The organism is uncultured Chryseobacterium sp., assembly GCF_913776365.1.
Taxonomy (GTDB): Bacteria; Bacteroidota; Bacteroidia; order Flavobacteriales; family Weeksellaceae; genus Chryseobacterium.
In genome coordinates this window covers 1-21,724 of the sequence record NZ_CAJYMO010000124.1, presented here as the reverse complement: position 1 = coordinate 21,724, position 21,724 = coordinate 1, and the positions used below count along the sequence as shown (strand labels likewise).

At 44.3% G+C, this 21,724-nt stretch carries 13 protein-coding genes, 1 tRNA gene and 1 pseudogene; 6 read left to right on the top strand and 9 right to left on the bottom strand.

Annotated elements, in window-relative coordinates; translation table 11 throughout:
* The 3 genes and pseudogenes from QZ735_RS06070 to QZ735_RS06060 all read right to left on the bottom strand — a co-directional run.
* Window positions 1-200, bottom strand: a pseudogene (locus tag QZ735_RS06070) (hypothetical protein); the annotation flags it as partial.
* A gap of 288 nt (window positions 201-488) precedes the next feature.
* The gene (locus QZ735_RS06065) at window positions 489-2,138 is read right to left on the bottom strand and encodes a hypothetical protein (protein WP_294245603.1); all 1,650 of its coding nucleotides are present in this window, start codon (window positions 2,136-2,138) and stop codon (window positions 489-491) included.
* Window positions 2,139-2,208: 70 nt separating this feature from the next.
* A complete protein-coding gene (locus tag QZ735_RS06060) occupies window positions 2,209-8,172 on the bottom strand; it encodes an alpha-2-macroglobulin family protein (protein WP_294245600.1) in 5,964 nt (1,987 codons plus the stop codon).
* An 18-nt stretch (window positions 8,173-8,190) separates the two neighbouring features.
* Here QZ735_RS06060 and QZ735_RS06055 point away from each other — a divergent pair, with 18 nt between their 5' ends.
* From QZ735_RS06055 to QZ735_RS06045, 3 genes are read left to right on the top strand one after another with little or no spacing between them, the layout of a single operon-like run.
* Entirely contained in the window at window positions 8,191-8,946 is a 756-nt protein-coding gene (locus QZ735_RS06055) for a hypothetical protein (protein ID WP_294245597.1), read from the top strand.
* A gap of 3 nt (window positions 8,947-8,949) precedes the next feature.
* Entirely contained in the window at window positions 8,950-10,053 is a 1,104-nt protein-coding gene (locus tag QZ735_RS06050) for a DNA replication/repair protein RecF (protein ID WP_294245595.1), read from the top strand.
* Window positions 10,054-10,059: 6 nt separating this feature from the next.
* Complete coding sequence (locus QZ735_RS06045) at window positions 10,060-10,356, top strand: DciA family protein (RefSeq protein ID WP_294245592.1); 297 nt, start codon at window positions 10,060-10,062, stop codon at window positions 10,354-10,356.
* Window positions 10,357-11,390: 1,034 nt separating this feature from the next.
* Here QZ735_RS06045 and QZ735_RS06040 read toward each other — a convergent pair.
* The 3 genes from QZ735_RS06040 to QZ735_RS06030 all read right to left on the bottom strand — a co-directional run bounded on the left by QZ735_RS06040 (window position 11,391) and on the right by QZ735_RS06030 (window position 16,308).
* A complete protein-coding gene (locus QZ735_RS06040; RefSeq protein ID WP_294245590.1) occupies window positions 11,391-13,424 on the bottom strand; it encodes a recombinase in 2,034 nt (677 codons plus the stop codon).
* 12 nt (window positions 13,425-13,436) lie between these two features.
* Window positions 13,437-14,081, bottom strand: a complete 645-nt coding sequence (gene mtgA, locus QZ735_RS06035) for a monofunctional biosynthetic peptidoglycan transglycosylase (protein WP_294245588.1) — start codon at window positions 14,079-14,081, stop codon at window positions 13,437-13,439.
* Between the two features lie 1,180 nt (window positions 14,082-15,261).
* Window positions 15,262-16,308: an ABC transporter substrate-binding protein gene (locus QZ735_RS06030; RefSeq protein ID WP_294245585.1), complete on the bottom strand. Its 1,047-nt coding sequence runs from the start codon at window positions 16,306-16,308 to the stop codon at window positions 15,262-15,264.
* A 48-nt stretch (window positions 16,309-16,356) separates the two neighbouring features.
* Between QZ735_RS06030 and QZ735_RS06025 the strand changes: the two genes are divergently transcribed.
* The 3 genes from QZ735_RS06025 (at window position 16,357) to QZ735_RS06015 (ending at window position 18,662) form a co-directional block, all read left to right on the top strand.
* Window positions 16,357-16,430 (top strand) — tRNA-Arg (locus tag QZ735_RS06025).
* A 437-nt stretch (window positions 16,431-16,867) separates the two neighbouring features.
* Window positions 16,868-17,509, top strand: coding sequence for a DoxX family protein (locus QZ735_RS06020; RefSeq protein ID WP_294245582.1), 642 nt, complete (start codon window positions 16,868-16,870; stop codon window positions 17,507-17,509).
* A gap of 49 nt (window positions 17,510-17,558) precedes the next feature.
* Complete coding sequence (locus QZ735_RS06015) at window positions 17,559-18,662, top strand: linear amide C-N hydrolase (RefSeq protein ID WP_294245580.1); 1,104 nt, start codon at window positions 17,559-17,561, stop codon at window positions 18,660-18,662.
* Window positions 18,663-19,023: 361 nt separating this feature from the next.
* On the opposite strand, the gene QZ735_RS06010 is transcribed toward QZ735_RS06015, so the two are convergent.
* From QZ735_RS06010 to QZ735_RS06000, 3 genes are all read right to left on the bottom strand, one after another.
* Window positions 19,024-19,941, bottom strand: a complete 918-nt coding sequence (locus QZ735_RS06010; protein WP_294245578.1) for a carbohydrate kinase — start codon at window positions 19,939-19,941, stop codon at window positions 19,024-19,026.
* 3 nt (window positions 19,942-19,944) lie between these two features.
* On the bottom strand, window positions 19,945-21,486 hold the full coding sequence (locus QZ735_RS06005; RefSeq protein WP_294245574.1) for a glycoside hydrolase family 32 protein: 1,542 nt from the start codon (window positions 21,484-21,486) through the stop codon (window positions 19,945-19,947).
* Window positions 21,487-21,497: 11 nt separating this feature from the next.
* The coding region (locus QZ735_RS06000) for a DUF4960 domain-containing protein (RefSeq protein ID WP_294245571.1) at window positions 21,498-21,724 on the bottom strand (227 nt) is incomplete at its 5' end.

Sequence of the window (21,724 nt, the reverse complement as noted above, 5' to 3'; positions counted from 1 at the left end):
AAGGTTTTCAGGATGAATTTTGCTATACCGCCGGGCTTTTTGTGCTTTTGAGGCTCATATACCATTTCATAGGATACATTGCAGTGGGCCAGCATCTGGTCTACCGTCATTTTCCCCCACAATCCCTGGGTTTCAGGAGTGAGCCTGTTAATCCGGTCTATATACTGCTGTGCGGTTTTCGCATCAAAAACGTTTTCCATAGTTGATCTGATTGTAAAAGGCAAATATATCGGTTTTTCCAGAATGTAAAAATGCTCAGAAGCTCATTTTTACCGATCACCGGATTATTTTTACGATGCGTCCTGTAAGCAGGCCGGGAAAGCACCGGCAGGTTAGAGATAAGAGTCGGACGCCTGATCCATACTGCCCTGTGATCTGAACTGAAAAGCCTGATCTATGCAGGTCATGATGATTGTGCAGATGAAGACCAGTAAGAATCCGCGCCATCTGATTTAACCTGCAGGAATATAGTGATGGTTGATGCTTATTTAAGAACGCTTGCTCTTACTCAACACCATTTTCGAGAACCGGTCTGATCCGAAGCCATAGTATTTTCTTTCAAAGGAATCTTCCAGCTGGGCGGCATCATACCGGGAAGCCAGGAAACCGGCCAGCACCTCTTCATCTTCTTCGGTGCTGTTCCATTCGCTGCGTGACCGTACTGCCATCAGAAATTTATATTTATCCGTGGAATACAGTTTTTCAGCATAGGTATTAATTACAGCGGTCGGAGTATGGCTGTCGATAGCGTCGAGCATCTTCTTATATTTTTTCTCATAATCCATGATGGCGAAATAGAGGTCTGCCATTTCCGGATATTCAAAGAGAGAGTTTTTCAGCCAACTTAGCACCTGGCTTCTGAAAACGCTGAATTCATGCGCATCGGTGTCGTTTTCGGCAATAAAGACGTAATCTTCAAAGAAAGGCATTTCCAGAAATTGTTTTCTCTTAATGTAGGCCAGATCGGCAAGGTTGCCTGTTTCCCCGTATATTTTTTCCAGGATGTGGTAATACGCCGAATTGTATTTTTCATTCGAGTTGGAATCGATGATCTTCTTACAGGTCTTTTCCGCTTTTTCCGGATCGGTTTTCAGGATTTCGTTGATGACCTTTACATTGTAGGAATTCTGATACTTCTCTGTAGCGAAGAACTTTTCAAGTTCGGTAAAAAAGCCGTTTTCAGAAATGATTTCCAGCAGGTCTTCCTTAATGTCCGTATTCAGTGTAGAGCCGTTTTTCATCCACCTCCTTATTTTGTTCCTTACCAGTTCTGCGATATATCTCTTCTGATCAGGACTCCCGGAATGGTACATCTCCATGATAAACTTATAAAAAACAGAAGTCAATACATTTTCAGTTTCAAGGAAATAGGACCAGTTATCAGCCGCCAGTTCTTCCCATAGTCCGGAATCTTTTACGGCGTTGATGTGCATTACAAAACGTTCCCTCAGCTTCTGCTGGAAATTGTCCAGCCGGGTGCCTGCCATGGAAATCCTAAGCTTGTGGGCAGCAATTTCATCACTCAGCTTCAGATATTTTTTAATGCTTTCTTTTTTATCATGGTGCTGCATGAGGTATTCTTCTACAGGCTGCAGGGCCTTCTCCAGCACATACACCAATTTTTTAACTTCGGGTGCAGTAAGGCTTTTCCGCTTTCCGGCCACAGAGGCCACCGTATTTTTAATAAGATCTGAAATTTCGGTATCCGAAAACTCCTCTTTTTTCTCCCCGAAACTGAGCATAAACTGCATTTCGGCGTCTTTGTTCTTTTTGAAAAACCCGAGGAGCCAGGTTTTCAGCTCTTCCGGATCAACATGCTGCATTGCTGTCTCTGCTCCGGATACTTTCTTCCCGGTCCCTCTTTGGGAATTTGCCTTAACCTTCCTGCTTTCAGATATGGACATTCCCATGGCCAGGAGATGGAGACAAAAGTCATTGCTTCCGCATTCGCATGAGTATCCGGTAATTTCAGATTTCGGATCCAGTACCATTGCCACATCATAAGAGACCGCCTCATCATCCACGAAACAGACAAAATGATCCTTTTCGGTTTCTTCCAGTTCCCTGATCCGTAGTTTTTTAGCTTTACTGATTTTCTGTTTTGAAAACTGCTGCTGCAGATCCTGTATCGTATGCATTCAGAATAATTTTCCCAAAGATAAAAAAACGGCTCCACAATAGGAAGCCGTTTCAATGATTCACTGTCTGTTATGGGTAAATAACAACATTTTCTCCCTTGGTATGCGCATTCATCTGCGGCGCGTAATAATTCTGAAGGGTAGTAATGCCGTTTGAGAATTTACCGGAAGCGTTGGCAACTACATCGTATTCAAAGACATATTTCCCTTTCGGCATCCTTTCGATATAGAAATTCGTAGAAGCGTCCTTGACCGATTGATACCAGGCAAGGCTGTTTTTCCACTGGTAACCGGACAATACGTCCACCGGCTCAAAACCTGCCGCCCGCATATCCTTTATCTGAATGAATTCCATCGGCCGGTCCGTATTGAGGATCATTCTCACGGTTACCCGGTCCCCTACCTTAATCGGTGTTTCGGAAGTGATTTTCTGCAGTTCGTCACCATTTACCGTTTTGATCTTCCTGTAAAGTTCTTTGGAAACGGAAACATAGGTTTCGGAGGACTTTATCTGTCCGGTATTTTCATAATACTGCCAGAACAGTCCGCCCTGTATGATTCCCGGGCCCGGTTTGGTAACGGTAACTGCAGCAAGGTTCCTGTTCAGCATGTCTGATTTCACCGTAGATTTTATATAACCCGTTGCCTGGATTTCCGGTTTCAGCTCCTTCCCGCCCCAGATGATGACAGCCTTGTCACTTCCAGCCCCTGTCCAGGACTTACCGGAATTCAGGATGGTAAAGATCACTTCAGCTGTACCGCGGGAACTTCCCCATGAGTTCACTTCTTTCTGGGTAATGAGCCAGATCTTCATTTCCTCTATGAACTTCGCGTCATCCGGTTTCAGTTGACTGAATGCTTCCAGTGCCCCGGCCTGGTTTACCACTTTGGATCCGAACCAGCCCCAGTCATTAAGGTTCTGTTTCCAGTAGGCTCCCTGATCACTTGTTTCTACCGAGGTTTCTTTCAGGTACTTCATCAGCTTGTCCGAAACATCCTTCAGCCCATACCCGTTCATCAGCAAAGCCATCCGGTGCAGTCCGAAGAAAGTAAAGTCAGCGATTTTAGCGGTTTTCGCCTTCTGTATCACCGACGTTTTCAGGGCAGCGCCTTTTCCCTTCAGCGGATAGGTTTTTTCCCAGTAATTCCTGGCATCCAGGTAATCCAGCGTCCAGTTGTTCCAGACATTCTGCCCTTTAGAGTCTGTATACCTGCTGATCTCCCCGTCAATATAACCGATCAGGTTTTTCACCAGCTCCTGCTGTTGCGGATCCTGGTCTTTTTTCAGCCAAGAATTGATTTTACCTAAATTTTTCAGGATGTAGACTGAGGTGGTATAAGATCCTGGATATCCGGGATACCAGGAAAAGCTGCCGTCCGGGTTCTGCAGCTTCTTCAGTTCGTCCCAGTCCTGACTGATGGAATTGGTCATGGTATTGGTATCAAACAGAAGGGCCAGCTTCTGCATCTGTTCTTCTTCGCTGTTGCTTTCCAATACCCATGGGGTCTCTTCCAGCAATACCTGCTTCAGTTCCTGATTTTTTTCCAGATCCGCCTTCAGCAGCCCTTTATTCTGATATTCATCAAAAACGTTTTTTACTTTAGGATTGGCTCTGAAAATCTCTGAAGCTACAACATCAGCAAACCATTTGTTAAATACCACATCAGCCGAATTATTGGGATCATTCTTTAGGCCTGGCAGCGCAAAAATGATATCCCATATCGGGTTGGTCGTCAGTTCCAGGGTATTGGACACATTGGCAAGGGTTCCGGAGGCTGCATTTTTCAGGTTTTGCAGTTCAAAAGTTTTTGTTTCGCCTTCCTTTACGAATACGGGCACCGCATCGGTAACCAGGATCCTGTTGGGAAGTACGGCAACGGCCTGTTGCTCTCCGTCCGAATAGGTACCGGCTTTGGCCGTCACCTTTACAATGATGGAGGAAACGTTTTCCGGAACTTTTATTTTCCAGGTCAGCACGTCATTCCCTTTTTCAGAAAGACTGAAAGCCTGATCCGTATTAAATCCTGAAGCTGCCGCAAGTTCAGTCAAGCCAAATTTCGCAGAGAGGTCTTCATTGGTAAAGGCATCGAGGATCTGCAGCCGGGCAGAGCCGTTCAGTTTTTTATCAGTGAGGCTGGAAAGCTTGGACTGAAGGTTCAGCTCATCGCCTTCCCGTAAGAACCTCGGATAATTCGGGGTGACTGAAAATTCTTTCTGGGTAACCACTTCTTTTTCAAGAGTGGCTGCCCTGGCATCCTTCGTGTGGGCAAGGAACATTAGCTTCCAGCGGGTAAGGGCCTCCGGCGAAGTAAATTCAAAATGTACATTGCCATCAGCATCGGTTTTCAGGTCCGGATAGAAGAAAGCGGTTTCGTTGAGGTTTTGGCGCACTTGTACGTTTGTTAATACATCGTCTTTATCCAATACTCCATCGGCATCCACATCTGACAATTCTTTTTTCTCCATTTCAGAAAGCTGTCTTCCTGACTGCAAAATATCAATGGCAGCGTCATCAACCCTTACATTCGTAAGTCTGCTAACTGCTTTTGCCCTGGCAGAAGCCGGAGCCGGTGGTGGTGGTGAATATGCCGGTGCTTTTACCCCTTCCTGGCTTACCATGCCTGTTGTGGTCTCCAGCATTATTCCATCCCCTGGATCTGCAGCCCCGTTAAACCAGCTAAAATAGGGTGCCTCCACAGTTGCCCTGTCATAGTAAGGAACCATTTTCTGGTAATACTTTGTGAGAAGGACGTTTCTGATATCATACGAAGCAATGACCGATGACGGGACGTACAGCCGTGACCAGCTGAAGGTATTTTTTGCCAGTTTATCCAATGACAGGTCATACATATTGGCCAATACTTCGGCATTGATTTTCTCCTTATCTTTTCCTGATACTTTCACTGACCATTTTTCTGCTGCGCCCGGCTCGATCTTATCCCTGAAAGTAACGGTTTCAATACGCAGGGATTCATCATCAGCATCCTTTACCGGAATGTTCAGGGAGCGGGTCTGGACATCGTTAAAAGCCACCACCTGGAACTGTATATTCAGGCTGTTCGCCTTTTTGTCTGCCGGAACATAAAGTATATATTCCAGGGTACCATTCCTGAATTCCCTTCTTTCCGTCACGGTTTTTCCGGATCCGTCCTGAACAAAAATATTCAGCAGGGCGCCCGGAATTGAAGAATAGGCATGGAATACCGCTTTTCCGCCTCTTACAAATTCCTTTTCAGACGGCATTACCGTAAGAAAGGTCTTCTGTTCAGCCGGCAATGAATTCTTATTCCATACACTGAACTGCTGAACGGTTTTTATGGTGTCCCTGCCTTCCATATTATACAGCTCAAGCCTGTACATCCCTGCTTCCAGCTTTCCGAGCTCCAGCGATTCCTCTTTCCGGGAAACACCATTCAGGATCACAGCTGAAACGTTATAATTGGCAGGCTCATCATTTCTGTCATACAGGTCATGCGGGAATTTACTGATGAATTCCTGTTTTGAGAATACGGGCCGGTCCTGGACTTCCGAAATAAAGTTGCTTCTGAAAACCCTGTCCGGGGCCTGAAGCCTGGACAGCTTTACCTGATAGGCCTTTGCAAGGTTCTGGTTGCTGTAATTTTTGGTTTCCACCTTTACTTTTACCGGCTCTCCTGAAAAGACATCCTTAATTTCGTCAGCCTGAATGTAATGGGAAACGGAGGAAACTTTCAGTTCGGTATCGGCGGTCTGCGTCTCACCGTTGATGTCGGTAACCGAAGCCTCAATACGGTAATTAGCAACCTGAATACCTTCCTGCTTTTCATTTTTCTTCAGATCGAGCTTTATGGTAAACATTCCCTGCTGATCTGTTTTCGCTTCTCCCAGGATAGAATTTTCATGATCATCCTGATCCTGCGGATACCGGCTGAAATACATCCAGCGGATGTTGCTTTTCCTGATTTCATATTTCACCGTGGCGCCGCTCAGCGGAACTCCGGAAAACGTCAGCGCTTTTCCTGTCAGCACAATGGTCTGTCCATACCGGTATTCTTCTTTTACCGGATCAAAGACAATTTCAAATTTCGGTCTTTTGTATTCTTCCACACTGATATTTCTGTAGCCGTCATGGGTATCCGTCTGCAGGTAGAAGCTTCCGTTCAGTTTTCCCTTCGGAAGGATGAAGCTGCCGTGGTAAGATCCGAAGTCATTGGTGGTAAAGGTCTGTACCGCCACTTCCTGGCCATTGGCATCGGTAAGGGTGATCTTCTGTTTCAGCCCCGGAACAACAGATTCCGATTCCGTTTCACGCTGGGTGTTGATGACCTTAAAATATACCGTCTGCCCAGGCCTGTAGATGGCCCTGTCCGTAAAGATCTGGGCTTTGCGCTGTTTCGTATCTTTGGTTTCGGTGATTGGGGTTACGGGCCTGCTGTTTCCGTAGATTTCCATCATCTGAAAATCATTGGTGTCAGGCTGCCTGATAAGAACAAACCTGTAGTAGTCTTTGTTTTCTGAATCCGGAAAGGTAAAAATACCCTGCCCATCAGTCCTCACATTGGTTTTGGTCACCGTTTTATTGCCTGCCGATTCATAAAAAACCATATTTTTGCCAGGAAGGCTTCTGCCGTTTTCGCTGTTCACCAGCATCATGGTATTTCCGGATGCTGAATTCTGTTCCGCTTTCGTCCGGTAGATGACCTTGTTGTCTGAAACCAGGAAATAGAAATTCCTATGGTTATCATTTTCCAGTTCAATATTCTTTTCATCCTTTACACCGTCCACCGAAAATTCCGCTACATAAAATCCTGAAGGAAGCGGCCTGATCTCCAGCGAGGTCTTGTGCTGCCGGAAATCCTTGGGATCATTCAGGGTATACTGCTCTTTCCTGATCAGTTTCTTTTTAATGTTACCGTAGATATTACCATATGGATTTCTCGCATACTGTATAAAGGACGTGATGTCATCATTTACCTCATAGACCGTGATGGAAAAAGAGGAAACATTTTTGTATTCCGCTACCACATGAACGGGCCTGTTGCTCTGGACCTGTTGTTCATAGCTTAGGTTCAGGGAAGGAGCCAGGAGCCGTTCTTCCGCGTTCTTTATTTCAGCAGCAAACGGTGATTTCGGGTAGCCTGCCTCTGCCCTTCTGAGATAATCCAGTGCTTCTTTTTCCTTTCCTTTATTGAGGAGTTCCTCAGCAATATTCCCCATGATAACAGCCTTGTAATCGCCATTTACGGATGAATTCAAAAGGGCCTCAAGCTGTTCTGTGATATCTTTGCATCTATCGAAATCACAATTGTCCAGCAGTTTCTGATGCATGAAATACAGTTTTGCATTTCCGGTATTCTGTGCAATAAGCTGATCAAAAATGGTATTGATACCCATGCGGTTGGCTTCCAGCTCATTTTTGGTGAAAAAGTCAGATTCAGAAAAAAAATCTTTCTTGTGGATCAGGTACCAGTCCAGCAGAGTCGGGAAATAAGAAAGGTAGTTGGTATAGGTAAATATCTGTTTATATTGATCCAGCGGGACTTTCTGCATGGCAGGTTGCTGCCGGTCCAGCTCCTGGTAACTTTTAGCAAGGTAATTCTTAAAATCCAGTCTGGTCCAGGTTTCAATACCGGAAATATCCTGGGAACTGATGTTGGTACGTCCGTTGATTTCCCAGGAATGCTCCTGATAATACTCCATGAAAAAGTGGTTCAGGAGGACCTGGAAAACCAGTTTGTCCGTGCCTGCGAGTTGCTGCTCCGTTTTCTGAAGCTTTTCAAAAAGACTGCTTACCGCGTTATTATTCCGGTCGTTATCTGTTGCGTTGAGAATCCTGAATTCTTCTTTCAGGGATTGGATCAGCTGGATGACATTTTGATCTTTCATGGCCTGTTTCTGTATTTCCAAAACCAACGGAAGATTGGATTTCACCATTCCCTTCTTCGCATTTGCTGTTACTTTTTTCCATTGCTCATCATAGTATTTCTGGGCGAGGGCTCCCGAATAAGTCAGGAAAACCAGCAAAATCACAAAAATCTTGGAAAATCTTTTCATATATGTTATTTTTGATAAATGAATCCTTTAAAAGTACTCAAAAAATCCGTTATCGACAGCCAGTTTTACGTATCCTTAACGGGAACCCTTTTTGCGGTATTTTTCATGATGGAGCAAAATACATTCCGGTATCCCACATTTTTCCTGATCTTCATCACGTATTTCAGCGGTTACCTGTACACCAAATACCAGAAAACGAAACACTTCTCAAAAATCCTCATCCTGAATGTGGTGGCAGGCATTACCTGCGCACTGCTGATCATCCGGAACCATAATGAGGCAAGGCTGGTAAAATGGTTTATCATCGTTGTCCTGGGCCTGCTCTACAATAGCTTTTTCCTGGATACCTACATCCGGAAAGTCCCGCTGCTGAAGGTATTTTATGTGGGATTGGTCTGGGCACTGATGAACTGCTGGCTTACCCTGCATGAATTCAATATCCCCATCTTCCTGATCAGTTTCCTTTTCATCACGGCACTGGTACTGCCGTTTGACATCCGGGATATGAAGGTGGACACCGTGAAGACTTTTCCTGCCCTCATCGGTGTCCAGGGTACAAAATACCTTGCGTACCTGCTGGTTTTCCTAAGCACTGTCATCGCATCCTGTTATCTGGATATAAAGAGTTCCCTCGCTTTTTATTTTACTTCCCTGGTGACTTTTATTTTTATCTATTTTGCTGAAAACGAGCGTAAAGACAGTTATTTTTCATTGGGTGTGGAAAGCTGTTCAGCACTTCCTTTTTTATTTTTGCTTTTAATGGAGTATTTTTGAAGAATGATTATCAAGAAACTTTCCCTGTATAATTTCAAGAACCATTCCGAGAAGAAATTCGAGTTCTCGCCGCAGATCAATTGTTTTGTCGGGAACAACGGTGCGGGAAAAACCAATATTCTGGATGCACTGCATTACCTCTCGGTAGGGAAAAGCTTCCTGGGGAATACCGATGTCCATAACATCAGGACCGGTGAAGATTTCTTTACCGTGGACGCCGAAATCCAGAACGAAGACAGCGAGGACATCATTAAGATTTCCCAGCCTAAGGAAGCCAAGAAGATCATCAAAAAAAATGATAAAAGCTACGACCGGATGGCCGACCATATCGGTTACCTGCCCAGCGTGATGATTTCCCCTTATGATTCCAACCTTATTTCAGATTCAGGGGAAAGCCGCAGGAAATTCCTAGACTCCATGATCTCACAGACCGATTCCGAATACCTTTTTAACCTGATCCAGTACCAGAAAACCATTCAGCAGCGGAATGCCCTGTTGAAATATTTTGTCAAAAACAGGCTCTGGGACAAAGATTCCCTGGAAATCTATGATGATCCCATCATCCGCTTCGGAACCCGTATCTTTCTTAAGCGCAGGGAATTCGTCGAAAAGCTCAACCCGATTGTGCAGAGTTTCTACCACATTATTTCCGGGGGCAAGGAAAAAGTTTCCGTCCTTTACGAATCCCACCTCCTGGAGGGCTTTGATGCTGAAAGACCGGAGAAAAAATTCAGCGAACTCCTTCAGGAAAATATCGAAAAAGACCGCCTGCTGACCTACACTTCCAAAGGCATCCACAAAGATGATCTGCTTTTTGAAATGGATTCGGTACTCATCAAGAAAATCGGTTCCCAGGGACAGCAGAAATCATTCCTGATTTCACTGAAACTGGCACAGATGAGCCTCATCAGGGATCTGACCCACAAAACGCCAATCCTTTTACTGGATGATATTTTCGATAAGCTCGACGATGACCGGGTTTCCCAGCTGATCGAACTCGTCAACCGCGAAAACTTCGGCCAGATTTTCATTACCGATACCCACCGGGAAAGGACGGAAAATGTGGTAAAGAAAATCAATGAGGAAAGCATTATCTTTGATATCTGACAGTTTATGAAGAAAAATAAAAAACGGGAGTTCCAGTCCTCCGACCTTGTAAAGTCCTTTGCGCGGATCCATGGATTCGAGCACAAGCTGCTGGCGTTTGAAATCAAGGATTTCCTGGAAGAGTATCTCGATGAGGGCCTTTTTCATGAAATCAGAAGTGTCAACATCGAAAACGGATGTGTGGTCATCACCGTACAATCTCCGTTGCTGAAGCACGATTTCCAGATGCGGAAGAGCTTCTATCTGAAAAAATTCCAGGCTCAATTCGGGGAAGAGCGGCTGCGGGACATCAAAATTATTTAAATTCCCATTAAGCTTTTTTAAACCAAAAGTTTTATATCTCCATGTGCATAGAGACACAAAGGAGAATCAGCAGGCTGACCTGATGAAGCGCATGATCACTTTATGCAAAATGATCGCCCGCAGATTTTGGTGATTGCGCAGATAATAATAATACGGATACATTCCAGTGCTCTATTTACTAAAGAAACACAAAGCCAACTTAGTTTGTATGACCTGGCTAAGTGAAATCAAAGATTCGACAGAGTCAAACTCCTTTGTTTAGCTTGATCTATGCAGCAGCAAAATCTCACTCTTTGTTTAGCCCTGCGATAAAAACAAACCTCATCAATTACTTCATTTCATTCACCGCAAAGCCAGACAAATTTTTTTTACTGTCATGCCGCTGATTTTTAAGATAAACAAGGCCGCTCTGCTTAGCAAAAAAACACAAAGCAAAAATAATCGCCCGCAGATTGGGGTGATTATGCAGATAACAATGCAAAAAAATCTGCTCAATCTGCTGATCTGCGGGGAACTCTATGAAAGTTGATCGGTAAAATAACACGTACGCTTCGCGCAGCAGATTTTATCTGCCTTTGCTGCCTTGAAATAAAGCGTCCGGTCACTCCATCTTTGCGTTTACCTCTTCATGACTTTTCAAACAGACTTTTAACGATAAGATGGATTGTAATTTTTTTAACGCAAAGTTTTATGTTTCCGTATGCATAGAGAAAGGAGGCAAAGACGGATCAGCAGGCTGATCTGATGAAGCGCATGATTACTTTTAAGATAATCTCCCGCAGATTTTGGTGATTGCGCAGATAATAATACGGGTGCATTCCCGTGCTCTGTTTAGTAAAGAAAGACAAATCAACTTAATTTTGTATGACCTGGCTAAGTGAAATCAAAGATTCGACGGAGTCAAACGCCTTTGTTTAGCTTGATCTATGCAGTAAATCCTCATCCTTTGTTTAGCCTTGGGATAAAAAAAACTCTCATACATAACCGAATCTGATGGACTGCAAATTTACTTCCTGGTTAAGGTGTAAAAAGACTTAATGGTTTTCGCCGGCTTTCCCCTTTACGGTACTGCTCATCAGGTCGTCTGTCTTTTTATCCAGCCCGGACGTCAGCGGAATAAAGAACCGCAGCGGGTTTTTGATGAAATACCGGAAAATCCCCCTGTAGATCTCCCCTACCTGCCCGAAGTTCAGCTTCCTCGAACGGAAGGCCAGAAACATCGAAAGGCTGAAACTCACCAGGAAATTGAAAAATCCGATCAGTGAAACCGTGAGACAGGAAATCCAGAACGTATAGGCATCCACCGTGAAATCCTTACCGTAGAGTCCGAGTGCTAAATTCCCGGCGGCAAAGGTAATGTGGCGGATATCGAGATCGAGTCCCAGGAACAGCCCGACCGGGGCGGTGGCTCCCAGGAATACCCCGAACCAGAAATTGGAGACAATGCCCGGCCAGTTTTTGGCGTAATATTTTGAAAGATTTTTTGCCACGTTTTTCCCCAGCAGCCTGCGGATCGGGATGTTTTTGGAAATCCGCTCCGGAATCTGGTAAAACACCGAATTGTTCCCGATGTTCCCCGAAATGATCCCTGAGATAAACAGGTAGAAGCCGGCAATGCAGGCATGAAGAATGGCTTTTGACTTAAACGGATCAAGATCTCTCAGCAACTTGTCAGACCGGTCAACGGCCAGGTTCTGTGAAAAAAATACATCCAGTCCGTAGATAATCATCAGCGCTACCGGGAATGAAAGCAGCACGTTCCCGACAAAAGCAATAAACTGGCTCCTGAACAGTTTGGATACCAGATGCGCAAATTCGGTGCTGTCGACTTTTGTGCTTCCTTCTTCCGAGAGCACCTTGGTCATGGTGGCAGCCGTCATGGCGGGCTGCTTGGTGGCCAGGGTGAAGCCCATCAGGTAAATCATTACAAATCCCATCGCGTAATTCATGGAATAGAGAAAAGCGTGGGAAAAATCACTTCCGGGCACATAGCCGTAGAGCATCTTCAGCACACACAGCGCCCCTACAATGATTCCGCCACCGCTGGCTTTATAAAACATCGTCATGTACTGCTTCCGGGTGGAAGTAATGTAATGCGTACCGGTTTCTGCGGTATGATTGGTAATGAGGTGTGAAATCAGCCGGGTGCTGTCGTTGATGAGTTCGGAAATGTTATTCCGGTGCGATTTGTATCGTAAAATATTAAAAACAAGCTGTTTGGAATTGATCAGGATATCCTTTTGGTCATCAATCACCAGCAGCTGTACAATTTCATAGATCCGCTGGACCTGCTGGCGTATTTTCAGCAGCGACTGGTTGATTTTTCCTGAGATCCCGTATTTAGAGGAGTTTTTAAAGGAAATATTCACAAACTCCAGGCACTGGCCGATATAGATTTTGATCTGCTTGTACCGGCTGTCTTTTGAGTGCAGCTGCATCCCGGGATCCTTCTCAAACTCAGCGGCCAGTTCTTCAAGCTCATTCTGCAGCGCCAGGAAAGGGTTGTCGAAGTTCCGGTACTGCGGGGCCATCCGTACGACCTCGGTTTCCATAGCGGCTCCTGTAACGCGCCAGGAAAGGATGTTCATCGAAAAGAGGATTTCCTTCTTCACTTCCGGCAGGATGATAAACCCGGATATACCGAGAAGGCTGAACAGTTCATCGATCTCGTGTTCCGGAAGGTTATGGAGAAATTCAAGGTCGTTCTTCGGCCTGAAGCTTACATTGTCGATCATGTGCCAGATCGTTTTTTCATTCACCACCGGCGGAAGGATCTTGTTCAGGATCCTTTTTTTCAGCTCCGGGATAAAAGCATTCTCTGACAGGATGTTAGCTTCCGTCAACGACAGGTTAAACGTTTTATCACTAAAGACATGATGAATATAATAACTGAAATTTGCACATACCTGCGGCTGGTTCCTCAGGAAATCCAGCACGTCGGCAAAATAGGCCGCCTTTACACTTTCCAGAAATTCCGCAAGGGGTTCCAGGGATAGGGTTTCGTTCCTGAATGAAAAGTATTTTTTCAGGACTGATTCAAAGTTGGTGCCGGCTGTAAACAATTTCATACTGCAAAGATACTATTTCAGACTTACATGTTTCATCTGCCGCATGATCCAGTTGTGTTTCCTGCGCAGATAAGGTGAAGGATTTTTGGGATCATACTTCTTGGGATTCGGCAGGACTGCCGCGATCCAGGCCGCCTCCGAGACCGAAAGGTTTTGGGAAGACTTTCCAAAATAATATTCGGAAGCCGCCTCAATCCCGAAAACCCCCTGTCCCATCTCGATGGAATTCAGGTACCGTTCCAGGATAATGTCTTTTGTCCATACTTTTTCGATAATGAAGGTATATACCGCCTCCAGCCCTTTTCTTAGCCAGCTCCTTCCCTGCCATAGGAAAATATTCTTTGCCGTCTGCTGGGAAATGGTGCTTCCGCCTCTTATCTTTTTGCCCTTCTCATTGTATTTCATGGCTTTTTCGATGGCTTTATAATCGAAACCGTCATGGATGAAGAACTTCTGGTCTTCCGAAGCGATGACTGCTTTTTTGACGTTGTTCCCCATTTCATCGTAGGAAATATAATCCCTTTGCAGTTTTCCGTACTCAAAAAGTCCCCCGATCTGGGTAAAGGTGATGGGCGGGTTGAAGAATCTTCCCCATGCGATGAATACCACGTTCAGGATCAGGATAATGAAGATAATCTGTTTTATTTTTTTCCACATAATTTTTACCAAAGGAATGTCAAAAATACGTAAATAAGCCCAGTCCGGAACAATAAATTCCGATTTTACGCGGAACCGCAGGTTAAAAACCGAATCCGCACCTGCTCATTTGGATCTGATCGCTGTTTAAGAACGTTACACATAAGATCCGGATAAATTCCGGTAACAATACAGATATCAGAAAAAAAATCTGCTTCATCTGCTGATCTGCGGGAGCCTGCCCGAAAGTTTATCGGCAAAATAAAACGTCCGCTTCGCGCAGCAGATTTTATCTGCCTTTGCTTCCTTGAAATAAAGCGTCCAGTTACTTCAACTTTGCGTTTATTATTTTATGACTTTTAAACAAATCCTGATCATACAATACATGCAATTTTTTAACGCAAAGTTTTTATGTTTCCGGATGCATAGAGAAAGGAAGCAAAGAAGGATCAGCAGGCTGATCTGATGAAGCGCATGACCACTTTGTGCAAAGATAATCTCCCGCAGATTATGGTGATTGCGCAGATAACAATCCAAAAAAATATGCTTAATCCGCTTATCTGCGAGAACCTGCCCGAATGTTGATCGGCAAAATAAAACGTCCGCTTCGCGCAGCAGATTTTATCTGCCTTTGCTTCCTTGAAATAAAGCATTCAGCAACTTCATCTTTGCGTTTATTTTTCATGACTTCTCAATCACATTTTTGCTAGACCATGCATCATCATTTTTTTATGCAAAATTTTATGAATCACCGTACATAAAGAGGCTGATCGGATGAAGCGCATGACCACTTTGTGCAAAGATAATCTCCCGCAGATTATGGTGATTGCGCAGATAACAATGCAAAAAAATATGCTTAATCCGCTGATCTTCGAGAAACTGTATAAAAGTTGATCGGCAAAATAACACGTCAGCTTCGCGCAGCAGATTTTATCTGCCTTAGCTTCCTTGAAATAAAGCATCCCGCTACTTCATCTTTGCGTTTATTTTTCATGACTTCTCAATCACATTTTCGCTAGACCATGCATCATCATTTTTTTATGCAAAATTTTATGAATCACTGTACATTAAGAGGCTGATCGGATGAAGCGTAAGGCTCACGCATACGCTTCATTCCGGCATTTCCTGTTTTTATTCTGCTTGCATTGACGTGTTCGGGACAGCAATTGAGCATTGACCCAATCTTATGCTTTGTAAAAGATTACTGCATTTCTTTCATATAGGTCAGGGTATAGCCGGGCAGCAGTTCAGGGTGGAAAATCCTGATGTAATCTTTCAGGACAAGGTCTGATCTTAAGTTGCCGCTTTCAAAGAAATCATTGGCCTGCCCCTTCTCTTTGCCGCTGATTCCATAGATTTTCCCTTTGCTGAAAACATCCAGTTTGCTGTAGAACGGATTCATGGTCAGCATTTCTTTTTTGGAGGTATGGTTTCCGGCATTCACCCAGTACTGTACACCGCCCGATTTGGCATAGACTTCCTCGAAACTCATGGTAACGGCCTTTTCATCGGTATTGCCTGTAAGAATATAACGGGCATTGGCATCTGAGATGAATCTTGCCACGGAAGTCTTCCCGCCGGGCAGGTACCAGACGTCACCGTACATCTCATTGGCGAGTACTGCCGGTTTTTGTTTTGCCTGCAATGCCAGCTTCTTTAAAGACTGATAATGATGTGCAATCTCATCGTACTTCTTTCCGGCCTCTTCATCTTTTCCCAGGAACTTCCCGAAAAGTCTCAGGTACGCTGTTTTCTGCAGGGGTTCCTGTTCCCTGTATTCATCCAGGAAAACCACCTGGATGCCGTTATTTTTCAGGAGCTGGTAGGTATTGTCGAAGCTGGCGATGTGATTGGTGAAAACGGCGTCCGGCTTCAGGGAAATAATTTTCTCGACATCGTATTTCTGGTCGTTCCCTACATTCCGGATCTTTCCTTCCTTCAGCAAGGTCCGGATTTTTTCATCATAGATATATTCAGGACTGGTAACCCCGGCAATCAGGTTCCGGGCATCCAGCTCCGAAATATATCCGGCCATACTGGCATTCAGCAGGATTATTTTTTTAAAGGGAAGCTGATTTTTTTTAAAATCATAGGTGTAATTTCCCGAAGTCAGGTGCAGACCGGCCTGATCTTCGCTGTACCGCACCAGTTCCGAGATGGAAACGGTTCCGGAAGGCGAAATTTTCGGTTCTCTTTTACAGGAAGTTAGCGCAAAAATAGAAAATAGCAGTAAAATTCTTGGTTTCATCTTTCAAAGAAAAGAAAAAAGTGCTATATTTGCAAACCATTAAACAACGGCCTCGTGGCGCAACTGAATAGCGCATCTGATTACGGCTCAGAAGGTTACAGGTTTGAATCCTGTCGAGGTCACTACAACCGGCATTGAAATCATTTCAGGCCGGTTTTTTATTTTCTCCTATCTCGTTGTTTATTTTAAAAACCGCTTTTTTCCCGGGCGCAGATCCTTGTCCTTTCATTTGAGTTGATTACGACAGCGGTCATTCTTCTTTTTAGGATACGGGTTTCTAACCGGTAATAGAAAAATCAACAGGAGATTGCGCTGGTCAGAATCCTGATCCGTGTGAAACCGGTCAGCAGAATAAATTCCGGCTTCATTCCCCACACAGGTCCTTCTGCTTTTTGGTTAAAACTAACCATTGACTTTACCGTCCGGTTATCGTAAGTTTGCTTCAATGATAAGCGACGGATATTCATAAGTATTGTATACTGTAGAAATGACGTCATCAAACAGATCCGGTCAGAAGACTTTTTTTAAACAAATATTCAATACCCAGAATCTTCAATATATGTTCTATAGACTTCAACAATATCAATCCGTTCAATGGATCATCATCCACATCAGATATCTTATTGCACTGGCATTTGTGCCTTCCGGATTTACAAAACTGATCGGCGAAAGATTTACCCAGCTGCCAAAATCTGAAGCGGTAGGCCAGTTTTTTGAAGCGATATACCAATCCGGTATGTATTACCATTTTCTGGGGCTGGCCCAGATCATTACAGCGATACTTCTGATGACCCAGCGATTTGCTCTGATAGGTACCTTTTTATTTTTAGCGATTACCACCAACATCTGGATGATCACCCTCTCTCTGCCTTTCAAAGGAACCTGGGTCATCACGAGCCTGATGATGTTTGCCGGTTTTGTATTACTGTACTGGGACAAGAACAGAATAACAATATTCTATTCAGACCGTAATGTACCGGTTGTACAATATGCCCCCAAAGCATCAAAGCTGTGGATCAATGCCGGCATCATTTATATCATAAGCCTTCTTGCCCTTTGTTATATAGGCCCGAAGACAGATCCTGTATCAAAAGGCCTTGCTATGCTCACCTACTTCATTCTGGGAGCTACTTTTCTCTATACCAACTTTGTGTTCTGGAAAAAATCAGGCAAGGTCATTCAATCACAAAATGCCCTGTAGATCAATCAGTGCCTGCATCTGATCATCATCAAACTATACATTATTCTCTATGAAAATTCTTTTTTTTCGCCTTGCCCTCATCTTTTCTATTTCCTGTTCTGTAGAAAGTACAGCCTGCTCCGCTTTTCTACTGACCGGAAAAGACCACAACGTCGTCGGTTTCAATGAAAACTGGAAAACAATGCCGGGAATGATCGTGATCAACAAACGCGATGTCCTGAAAAGGAGCATCAGCTGGCAAAACCTGACCACTGATCAGACAAAAGCTGATACACGATGGACATCAAAATTCGGATCCGTCACCTTTAATCTTTTAGGATATGATTTCCCCTGCTACGGTGTCAATGAAAAAGGCCTTTTCCTGGTTGAATTATATCTGGAAGAAACAACCAGAGTTTACCATCCGAAACAGCCAAATCTGTTCTGGGCACAATGGATACAGTATCAGCTGGATCATTACCAGTCGGTAAAGGAAGTGGTGGATCATCTGAACGACGGTCCCAACATTGACTGGTGGCCCAATGCGGCCGGAAGCCATTTTTTCCTGACTGATGCAGCAGGGAACGCTGCAACGATTGCCCTGATAAACGGAAAATATACCGTACTTACCAATAAGGAAATGTCAATGCCCCTGTTGTGCAATAATCAGTACCAAAAGGATCTGAACGCTGCTAAAAAGTTTGATTTTCTTGGCGGAAACAAAAAATTTGATCCGGATCAGAACAAAAACTGGGAAGACCGCTATAACCGGGCCTATTACATGCTGAAGAATTATAAGTATGACAAAAAACCTGTAGCGTATGCCTGGAATGTTCTAAATGCCATCCACCCCGGCGAATGGCAGACCGTTATTGATACGAAGACGATGAATCTGTACTTCCGATCCGACCTCAGAAAAGAAGTGAAAACCATTGATATCAGCAAGCTTGATTTTTCTAAAAATGCCGCCGTACAATACCTGGATATCCATACCGATGAAAAAGGAATCGTCAACGGGTACTTTCAAAACCTGACTGTGGCAAAAAACAATCAGTATGTCGAGAAAGGATTTCCGATCGGGTATGACAACAAAGAATTCGGGACTTCCTCTGTTTTCGGGAAACTCAAGAGAAATGTGATGAAATTCTTTGAAAACATTTTGCCTGAATCTTAAACAGTACACTCATCTAAACTTTTTACTTTTCAGTCCAAGGCAGCTCATAGCAACTAGCTTTTTGCTACTGGCTTTAAAATCAGAATGTTAAAATTCAAAAACCTATTATTAGATTATTTCACGTACTTATAGTAATAGATACACTTTAATTAGCTGTTTTCCAACTGATTGCTGTTGCACTATACATATCAAGAAGAGATATGAAGCTATCCGGCCGGGCGTTGGATCTCTCAACAGGATATCTTTGACGGTACAACTGCTCATCGAGACAGTCAGGGCTTTGTGGTCGATCAGAAATAAAATAACACCGGTTACAAAATTATAACCGGTGTTATTGTGATCTAGATTTTATCATTTCCTATTACAGTTCCAAAGCCCTGCCCTCCATAAATAAGTGAATATCCTCAGCTTTAATTTTCGGATTAGCACCCGGACAGCCTGCTACCATAGCACCAACTGCATTGGCAAGGCCAAGTGCCTTTTGGGGATCTTTATCTGATAATAATCCGGCAATCAGTGCTGCCAGGAAAGAATCGCCTGCGCCCACCGTGTCTGCCACTTTTACGGGATAACCGCTGTGCCGGTACATTTTGCCCTTCCATAAAAGTAATGAGCCGTGTTTCCCTAAGGTGACACAAATGGAATTGGTATCCGTTTTTTCTGAAATGAAACGGACGTTTTCTTCCAGATTTTCTGATGAAAAGCCTAATGCAGAAGCAATTTCCAGGATTTCCTCATCGTTGAATTTGATGAAATCGGCTTTGTTCATCAGCTGTTCCAGAAGTTCTATGTTGTAAAAAGGCTTTCGCAGATTCACATCAAAAACCCTGAACATATCCGGGTTGGAATCCAGAAGGCTCATAAGGGTATTTTTTGAAACCTCATTCCGGCATACAAGGCTTCCGTAGAAGAAGACATCAGCGTTTTTGACGATGCTCCGTATGTTTTCATTGGTTTCGATAAAATCCCAGGCCGAAGGAAATTTAATTTCGTAGGTTGCAGAACCACGCTCGTTCAGGGTTACCTGTACTATTCCCGTATCATAATCTTCGGTTGTGATCATTCCGCTGGTATCAAGCTGATTTTCTTTGATGTAATCACAAATGACCTGACCGTCTTCATCATTACCCACCGCACTTATCATCGACACCGGAAACCCGAAGGATGCCGTTCTGAGTGCCAGGTTGAGCGGTGCACCGCCGATTTTCTTTTCTTCCCCAAAAACATCGAAGAGCACCTCTCCGAAACTTACTGCATTGATTGTATCGTTTAAAAACATGGATTAAGGATTTTTGATATTAATATTGCTGAATGTAACGGCCGAAGAACCAAAAATACTCCATTTTTTGTTAACGACATCGTACACCCGGTTGCTGAATGCCAGCTGATTATTCACATACACTACACAGACATCATTGCTGATAAAAGCCGTCACGTTATAGGTGGTTCCCGAAATCCCTGACAACGGATACGTGTTTGCCAGATCTTCGCTTCCACCGTTCATAACATAGGCAGCGATTCTGTTCGAGGAAGGTTCAAATGAAATTTTAACGCCATTCTTCCCGTCATTGTCCTGGGCCAGAATCAGTCCCGATTTTCCGTTCGCCGCAGCATTCAGGGTGAAACTGATCTGGTTGGCTTTCTGGAGCTTCCCGAACATCACCTGTGAATTGGCCGGCAGATTGAAACCATTCCCGTTCTGTGAAGCATTCCCCGTAATTTTATCCACGGAAAGCGAAGCACTCTGACCGAACACCGATGATAAGGCAGCGACAGGTTTTACCGCCAAAGTTCCATCCGGATTCTGAACGAGCTGATGCGTTACAAGACTTCCTGCCCAGTCTTTTCCGCCGGTGTTGCTTTCCGGGACCTTTCTGGCCGTCCAGCCTACCAGATAACGGTTGGCATTGTCCGAAACCGTTTTCGCGGCATAGAGATAAGAGCCGTCCAGCCGGTCGTTCGCAGGTGTTGTCCACGGACCGTTTGGCGAAGTTGCGATGCGGTAATGCGTTCCGCTGTTGCTGCTCCAGTTTTCAGAGAAAACAAGATACCAGTAATTGCCCATTTTGAAAAGGTCCGGACACTCCAGCATAATATAATTTTCTGACGAAGTTGTCGTGTAAACCGGGTTTTCCACCGTCCAGTTTCCGGTGGCGGGATTAGTCGAAGTAAATTTCAGCACTACCGCTTTTTGGGCTGAGGTCTGCGCGGAAACCAGCATCCAGTATTTTCCGTCCTCAGCATTGAAAAATACGTGCGGGTCGCGGAATTCGTAATCATAATACCCTGCCGGAGCGGTAATTTTGAAATTTTTGATTTTCGTCCAGTTCTTCATATCGGTACTTGTGGCCAGAAGCACGCTTTCCCTTGGATTGTTCGATAAGAACGAAGCCACCGCATTGTGCCCGGTATAATAGTAATAATACATGTTTCCTGCTTTCACAAGACTTCCTGTCCCGACGCCAAAATCCGGCTCAGAAGCCGTTCCGTACGGAATCTGTCTTCCCTGATAGGTAAAATCCTTGAAGTTAGCCGTTTCAAAGCTGTGAATATCGTGAAATCCCTCACCTGCAGGTTTGGTTTTGGCATCGTGCAGGAAAAAAAGGTGGAAAGTTCCGTTTTCGTAATACGGCATCACATCGCCTACGTATCCGGCAGTGTAATACGGATTGTTATCTCCCATCCACTGATTGGGAGGCTGTGGAAAGAGGTTGGTCTGTCTGAAAATCTCATCCGGATTCACATTCGCTACAGAATCAGTATCCTGGCAGGAATAGGTGGCCAGCATCATTACAGCGGCTAAATATATTTTTTTGATGGTCATGGGTTCTGATATTAATGCGTTACAAGATAATTAAGGCTGTTCTCCGTGATTTTTTTGATATTATCCAAAAATCCGTTCGGCTGGCTTGGCGTTCCGTTAGAAGTTTCGTTGTACCAGTCGTAAGACCCCATCGAGATGGTGACGCATTTTTTATTGGCTGTTCCGCCCGGAAATTCGGCCACGGCTACACGTCCATCCAGGGTATTGTCCCAGGCTTCACTGGCCAGGTTGTTTCCTC